The following is a 6969-nucleotide window of genomic DNA, read 5'->3' on the forward strand; positions in this document are numbered from 1 at the left end:
CCCGCGCCGATGGCGGACTCCTCCTGGGTCGAGCCGCCGGCCGCCGAGGCTCCCGCGGCGGAGGCCGCCCCGATGGCCGACGCTCCCGCCGACGCGTGGGCCCAGCCCCCGGCCGCCGAGGCTCCGATGGCCGCCGACCCCTACGCCGCCGCGCCGGCCGCCGACCCGTACGCCGCGGCGCCGTACTCCGGGCAGCACGCCCAGCCGTACGCCGAGGCTGCTCCCGCGGCTGCCGCACCCGCCGCCGGCTACTCCGCGATGCCCGGCATCTCCGGCGACCTCGTCGACGGCCGCTACTCCGAGAAGGAGACCAGCGTCGGCCCGTCGCTCCAGAACGGCAAGCTGCTGCGGGTCCGGATCACCGAGCCGTTCATGGCTCGCCAGGGGTCGATGGTCGCCTACCAGGGCGCGGTGACCTTCGCCTACCAGGGCGGCGGCGCCGGCAAGTTCCTCAAGAAGGCGCTGACCGGCGAAGGCCTCTCCCTCATGCGCGTCGAGGGGCAGGGCGACGTGTTCCTGGCCAACGCGGCCGAGCACGTCCACATCCTCCACCTCAACAACAGCGGCATCTCGATCAACGGCGCGCACGTGCTCGCGTTCTCGGCCGGCCTCGACTGGAACGTCGAGCGGGTCAAGGGCGGCAGCATCGCCGCCGGCGGCCTGTTCAACACCACGTTGCGCGGGACCGGGTGGGTCGCGATCACCACGGACGGCGAGCCCGTCGTCCTCAACTCCGCCGAGGCGCCGACGTTCGCCGACACCAACGCGATCGTCGCCTGGTCGATCGAGCTCCAGACCTCGCTCAACAAGTCCTTCACCGCCGGCTCGCTCATCGGCCGCGGCTCGGGCGAGGCGTTCCAGGTCACCTTCGGGGGCCAGGGCTTCGTGATCGTCCAGCCCTCCGAGGGTGCGATCGTCCCGCCGCACACGCACTGAGCGCAGCGAAGCCCCCGGGTGTCCACCGTCACGACGACGGGGATCATCCGGGGGCTTCCTGCTGCCGATAGCCTTCAGACATGAACCAGGCCCTCCACCACGCCAACGAGCGGGTCCGTGCCGGCCTGGAGCAGATCGGCGACCAGGTGGAGGAGCTCGTCGCCGACATCAAGCCCCGGCTGCGCGGCTGGCTGCACGCCGGCTCGACGCCGCTCATCCTGGCCGCCGGGATCGTGCTCATCTGTCTCTCCCCGACCGCGACCACCCGGATCGGCTCGGCGCTCTACGCCACGACGGCCGTCCTGCTGTTCGGCACCTCAGCGGTCTATCACCGCGGGACGTGGTCACCGAAGGTGTGGCGGATCCTCAACCGGTTCGACCACTCCAACATCTTCCTGCTGATCGCCGGCTCCTACACGCCCTTCAGCCTCATCCTGCTCGAGGGGACCAGCCAGGTCCTGCTGCTCTCGGTGGTGTGGACGGCGGCCGTCCTCGGCATCTTCTTCAAGGTCTTCTGGCCGAGTGCCCCCCGCTGGCTGTCGGCGCCGATCTACATCGCGATGGGGTGGGCGGCCCTCTTCTTCATCCCCGCGTTCCTCGACGGCGCACTGGCCCTCGGCGTCGGCGTCGGGATCGCCGTCTTCGTGCTGATCGCGACCGGCGGCGCGCTCTACACCGTCGGCGGCCTCGTCTACGGCTTCCAGTGGCCCGACCCCTCCCCCCGCTGGTTCGGCTTCCACGAGGTGTTCCACACGTTCACGATCCTGGCGTTCGTGAGCCACTACGTCGGCGTCTCGCTGGCGACGTACTCCCTGCGCTAGCCGCGCTCGAGGAGCGCCAGCACCTCCAGGTGCGCGGTCTGCGGGAACATGTCGAGCACCTGCGCCCGCACGGCTCGGTAGGAGGGCATCACCTCGAGGTCGCGTGCGAGCGTCTCGGGGTTGCAGCTGGAGTAGAGGACGGCCGCCGGCCCGGACGCCTCGAGACGGGCCGTGAGGTCGGGACCGAGCCCGCGGCGCGGCGGGTTCACGACGACGAGGTCGGCCGGCTCCGCCAGGAGGTACGACGTCGCGTCGCCCGCCACGAACCGCACCTCGGCAGCGGACAGCCCCGCGTCCTCGCGGCCGCGGTCGCCCGCCGCCACCGCGTCGGCGCTGATCTCGATGCCGGTCACCCGACGCCCCGGGCCGGCGAGGTGGAGGGCGAACCCGCCGACCCCGCAGTAGAGGTCGTGCACGGTCGCCGGCCCGAGCGCGTCGGTCCACTCCCGGGCGGTCCGGTAGAGCGCCGCCGCGACCTCGGTGTTGGTCTGGAAGAAGCTGCGCGGTCCGAGGTGGAGGGTGAGCCCGTTGACCTGCATCGGCAGGGTCACCCGGTCGGTGAGCACGATCTCGCGCTCACCCTCGAGGACCGCCGCGTGCGTCGGCTGGATGTTGAGGGTCACCACCCGCAGTCCCGGCAGCGCGGCGAGCAGCCACGGCAGGTGCTTGCGGACCCGCGCCTCCGCCTCGGTCGACCGCAGCACCCACCGCACCATCAGCTCACCGGACGGCGACTCGGTGACGAGCACGTGCTTGACCTCGCCGCTCCGCGTCGGGACGTCGTACGGCGCGAGCCCGGCGCGGGTCACGAAGTCCGCGAGGGTCGGGAGCGCCGCCTGGATCCCGGACGTGTGCAGCCCGCAGTCGCGGATGTCGACAGAGCCGCGCTCCGGCACCCACAGCCCGAGCGTCGGCACCTCGACGGTGCCGCCGACCACCATCTTGGCCTTGGTCCGGAACGCCTCGGGCGTGCTGGCGACCGGCGGCAACCAGGCCGGCGCGGGTCGGTCACCGAGCGCTGCTGCGAGACGGTCGCGGGTGAGTCGGTCCTTGGTGGCGAGCTGCTCGTCGTACGGGCGCTCCAGCCAGGTGCAGGAGCGGCACTCGAACCGTTCGTAGTGCCCGCACTCCACGCCGTCATCGTAGGCTGCGGCCGTGACGATCGCGCTGGAGCGTCTCGAGGCGGAACCCGTGCTGGCCACGCTCCAGCAGCTGCGGGACCGGATCGGGGCGCGGTTCCCCGAGCGAGGGCTCTACGGCGTCTCCGGGGACCTGCTCGCGCTCGCCGACAAGGTCGCGACCAGCTCGGCCCTGAACCGAGACCGGCTCCGCGTCGTCCGGCTCGGCTCGCGGGTGCTGATCCTCGTCGTCGTCGTGCTCACGGTCGTGGCGTTCAGCTTCGCCCTCGGGTCGGCGTTCGAGGAAGGTCCCGAGCACGAGGTCGAGTGGCTGTCCTTGCTGGAGAGCGGCGTCAACGACCTGGTGTTCGCCGCGATCGGGATCTGGTTCCTCTACACCGTGCCGGAGCGGCTCCGTCGCTCCGACAGCCTGGCCCTGCTCCACGAGCTGCGGTCACTGGCGCACATCATCGACATGCACCAGCTCAACAAGGACCCGGAGCGCCTGCGGACCGGCTTCACCCCGACCTCCGTCAGCCCGACGATGAACCTCACCTACGAGGAGCTCGAGCACTACCTCGACTACTGCTCGGAGCTGCTGAGCATGGTCGGGAAGACCGCAGCCCTCTGTGCCGAGGAGTCGCGGGACGCCGTCGTCCTCGACACGGTGTCGACGATCGAGACCCTCACCAACGGGATGTCTCGCAAGATCTGGCAGAAGATCAGCGTCCTCAACGAGGTGCGGAGGTCCGCTGGCGCCTGATCCGGCACAGCGCCGACGGAACGGGGTCCCGGGTCCCGGGTCCCGGGTCCTGGATCCTGGTTCTCGTCGAAACTCCCGCACCGCATGTCGAACGTTGGCTCGACACCGTAGCCTTGCGTCATGGAGAGCAAGCACCGGGACGGGCTCGAACGCCTGTTGACGGCTGTCCAGGAGCTCTCCCTCGCAACGCGGCTGATCGAGGTGCAGGAGATCGTGCGATCCGCTGCACGCGACCTGGCCGGCTGCGACGGCGCGACCTTCGTCCTACGCGACGGCGACCAGTGCTACTACGCCGACGAGGACGCCATCGAGCCGCTCTGGAAGGGGCTGCGGTTCCCGCTGGAGGCCTGCATCAGCGGGTGGGCGATGCTCCACAAGGAGCACGTGGTGATCCCCGACATCTACGTCGACGACCGGATCCCGCACGAGGCCTACCAGCCGACCTTCGTCAAGAGCCTGGTCATGACCCCGATCCGGACCCTCGCCCCGATCGGCGCGATCGGCGCCTACTGGGCCGAGCTGCACGAGGCCACCGACGACGAGGTCTCACTGCTCCGCGCCCTCGCCGACGCGACCTCGCTCGCCCTGGAGAAGGTGTCGATCCACGAGGAGCTGGAGCAGGAGGTCGCACTGGCGCTCGAGGCCCACCGACTCAGCCAGACCGACGAGCTGACCGGTCTCCTCAACCGTCGGGGCTTCACCGAGCAGGTCGCAGCCGCGTTCGCCTCGACCGCTGCGCCGACGGGCGGGGTGGCGTTCGTCGACATCGACGGGCTCAAGCGCGTCAACGACCTCGACGGCCACGCAGCCGGGGACCGGCTCATCGTCGACATCGCCCGGGTGCTGCGGTCGTCCGTCCGTCCGGACGACGTCGTCGGCCGGCTGGGTGGCGACGAGTTCGCCGTGTTCGCCGCCGACCTCGACGCCGACACCCTGCTGGACCGGCTCAGCATCGCGCTCGGTGGCCGCGCCAGCGTGGGCGTCGCCACCGCGTTCGACGCCGAAGGCCTGCCCGACGCGCTGCTCCTCGCAGACGCGCGGATGTACGAGGCCAAGCGCACCCACCACCTCGCCGCCGAGGGCTGAGCTTCCCCCTCGGCGCCCCTCGACCCTCTCGTCGGGGCTAGAAGCAGTCCCCCTGGCCGAGCGCTACCAGGCCGTTGAGGTCACCGGTGCCGAAGTCGGTGCGGCCGAGGTTCTCGCTGAACATCAGCTCCTCCGAGGAGTCGACGTGGTCGAGGCCCACCAGGTGGCCGAGCTCGTGGAGCACGATCGCGCGACCCTCCTCGTCGTCGGCCCCGAAGACACCGTCGAGCTGGTCGAAGGAGTCGCTGTCGAGGGTGACGCCCCCGGTGACGTAGCGCTTCCGGCCGCCGGGAGTCACCTCGACCGCGACGGATCCCCCGATGCCGGCGACGTCCTCCTCGAGCTGGCGCACCTCGTCCTCGGTCGCCCACGAGATCAGCACCGGCTCCCGCCGGCCCAGGGACGGGACGAAGACCCGGTCCCACTCGGGCCGGCGGTCGGTGGTGCCGTCGTACTCGAACTCGAGGCCGGTGTAGTGCTCGACGATCTCGACGGCCTCCTCGACGAAGTCGGCCGGGTCGTCCATCCAGTCCGGTGCGCCGTCGGGGTTGATCTCGTAGTGGATCGCGTCGCACGGGTCCCACGCCACCGGGTCGTCCGGGTCACCCGGCTGATTGTCGATGAAGGCGTGGGTGCCGCCGGCAGGCACGTCCGCGGGGTCGCGGAGCCGGTCCTCGCCGAAGATCAGACGCCGGATGCCGGCCGGGCCTTCGGCCGGCGCCCACAGGATGATCCCCACGAGCGCGACGACCGAGATGAGCAGCGCGGCGCCGGAGCGCCACCGCTCGCTGAGGGGCTGGCTCATGGGCGGCTGCTCACGGCAGGCCGTCCGGCGAGGTGACCGGCCGCTCGCAGACGAAGCCGCGGCACACGTAGGCGGCCGCGCGGCCGTCGACGGCGGTCCGCCCGCGCAGGAGGGGTACGTCGTCGCGCGGACCGTCGGCGACCACGACGACCGCTCCCGGGATACGTCGGGCGCGGCCGGCGAGGGCATCGCGGTCCGGGCCGGCCGGGCCGACCACCGCCACCTCCAGCGGGCCGTCGAGCAGGGTGTGTGCGGCGGCGAGCGACCAGCCCGCGAAGCGGGGCGCCTTCTCGACCAAGCCGGCGACGGTCGCCAGCGCCTGCTCGGCGGCGTCGCGGTAGCGGCCCTCCCCCGTCAGGGCGTGGGCAGCGACGAGGGCGTGGAGCATCGCGCTGGTGCCGCTCGGTGAGGCGTTGTCGCCCGGGTCGCGCGGCCGGGACACCAGGACCTCGGCCCGGGCGTGGGTGTCGAAGAAGCCGCCGTCGGACGCGCGGAAGCCGGCGAGTGCCTCGTCGAGCAGCTGGGTCGCGAGCGTCAGCCAGCGGCCGTCGCCGGTCGCCTGGACGAGGGAGAGGAAGCCGCCCGCGACGCAGGCGTAGTCCTCGAGCACGCCGGCGTGCGGCCCGGCCGCGCCGTCCCTCGAGACCCGCAGGATGGTGCCGTCCCCGGGCAGATGGACCCGGACGAGGAGCTCGGCGGCCTGCCGGGCCGCGTCGACGTACCGTGCCTCGCCGAGCAGCAGTCCGGCGTCGCACAGGCCGGAGATCGCCAGCCCGTTCCAGGCGGCCACGACCTTGTCGTCCCGCCCGGGTCGGGGCCGGCTGGAGCGGACGTCGAGGAGGCGCGCGCGGACCTCGGAGAGCCGGGCCCGCTCGTGGCTGTCGCTCGGGAAGTGCCGCAGCTGCAGGGTGGACGTCCCGTGCTCGAACGTGCCGCCCTCGGTGACCCCGAAGAGGTCGGCGGCCCACCGGCCTCGCTCGTGGCCGAGCGCCTCGACGAGCTGGGCCGGCGTCCAGGCGTAGAACGCGCCCTCCTCGCTGCGTCCGGTCTCCGGGTCGAGGCTGTCGGCGTCGAGCGCGGAGGCGAAGCCGCCCTCGGGCGTGCCCAGCTCGCGGATCAGGAAGTCGGCGGTCTCACGGGCGACCCGGTCGCCGGCCTCCGTCCCGAGCCGCGCGTAGAGCCCGACCAACTGCGCGTTGTCGTAGAGCATCTTCTCGAAGTGCGGCACCACCCAGCCGCGGTCGACCGCGTAGCGCGCGAACCCGCCGCCGAGCTGGTCGTACATCCCGCCGCCCGCCATCGCCGCCGTCGTCCGGGCGAGCATGTGGCGCGCCTGCCGCACCCGCCCCTCGTCGAATCCGGACCTTCCTGGGTCGAGTCGGGACCTTCCTGGGTCGAGTCGGGACTTGTCGTCCCGACTCGACCCAGGAAGGTCCGGAT

The 6969-nt window shown here is 72.2% G+C and carries 7 protein-coding genes; 4 read left to right on the forward strand and 3 right to left on the reverse strand.

Annotated elements, in window-relative coordinates; translation table 11 throughout:
• On the forward strand, window positions 1-936 hold a 936-nt coding region (locus H0487_RS20885; RefSeq protein ID WP_220793644.1), incomplete at its 5' end, for an AIM24 family protein.
• A gap of 80 nt (window positions 937-1016) precedes the next feature.
• Complete coding sequence (trhA, locus tag H0487_RS20890; RefSeq protein WP_183096152.1) at window positions 1017-1757, forward strand: PAQR family membrane homeostasis protein TrhA; 741 nt, start codon at window positions 1017-1019, stop codon at window positions 1755-1757.
• Here the strand turns inward: trhA and H0487_RS20895 are convergent.
• Window positions 1754-2890, reverse strand: coding sequence for a methyltransferase domain-containing protein (locus H0487_RS20895; protein ID WP_183096153.1), 1137 nt, complete (start codon window positions 2888-2890; stop codon window positions 1754-1756). The two genes, trhA and H0487_RS20895, sit on opposite strands and share 4 nt — an antisense overlap.
• Window positions 2891-2912: 22 nt before the next feature.
• Here H0487_RS20895 and H0487_RS20900 point away from each other — a divergent pair, with 22 nt between their 5' ends.
• On the forward strand, window positions 2913-3638 hold the full coding sequence (locus H0487_RS20900) for a hypothetical protein (RefSeq protein WP_312856043.1): 726 nt from the start codon (window positions 2913-2915) through the stop codon (window positions 3636-3638).
• 120 nt (window positions 3639-3758) lie between these two features.
• Window positions 3759-4724 carry a GGDEF domain-containing protein gene (locus H0487_RS20905; protein WP_183096154.1) on the forward strand — a complete coding sequence of 322 codons (966 nt, stop codon included), beginning with the start codon at window positions 3759-3761 and terminating at the stop codon, window positions 4722-4724.
• Between the two features lie 37 nt (window positions 4725-4761).
• On the opposite strand, the gene H0487_RS20910 is transcribed toward H0487_RS20905, so the two are convergent.
• Window positions 4762-5529, reverse strand: a complete 768-nt coding sequence (locus H0487_RS20910) for a matrixin family metalloprotease (RefSeq protein ID WP_183096155.1) — start codon at window positions 5527-5529, stop codon at window positions 4762-4764.
• Between the two features lie 10 nt (window positions 5530-5539).
• Window positions 5540-6871 carry a thioredoxin domain-containing protein gene (locus tag H0487_RS20915; RefSeq protein ID WP_183096156.1) on the reverse strand — a complete coding sequence of 444 codons (1332 nt, stop codon included), beginning with the start codon at window positions 6869-6871 and terminating at the stop codon, window positions 5540-5542.
• Between the last annotated feature and the right edge of the window lie 98 nt (window positions 6872-6969).

The organism is Nocardioides stalactiti (assembly GCF_014180715.1).
Classification (GTDB): Bacteria; Actinomycetota; Actinomycetes; order Propionibacteriales; family Nocardioidaceae; genus Nocardioides; species Nocardioides stalactiti.

Bases quoted from the DNA above. Each gene is read 5' to 3' on its own strand.
- H0487_RS20910 (WP_183096155.1), bottom strand. From the start codon at position 5,529: ATGAGCCAGCCCCTCAGCGAGCGGTGGCGCTCCGGCGCCGCGCTGCTC.
- H0487_RS20905 (WP_183096154.1), top strand. From the start codon at position 3,759: ATGGAGAGCAAGCACCGGGACGGGCTCGAACGCCTGTTGACGGCTGTC.
- trhA (WP_183096152.1), top strand. From the start codon at position 1,017: ATGAACCAGGCCCTCCACCACGCCAACGAGCGGGTCCGTGCCGGCCTG.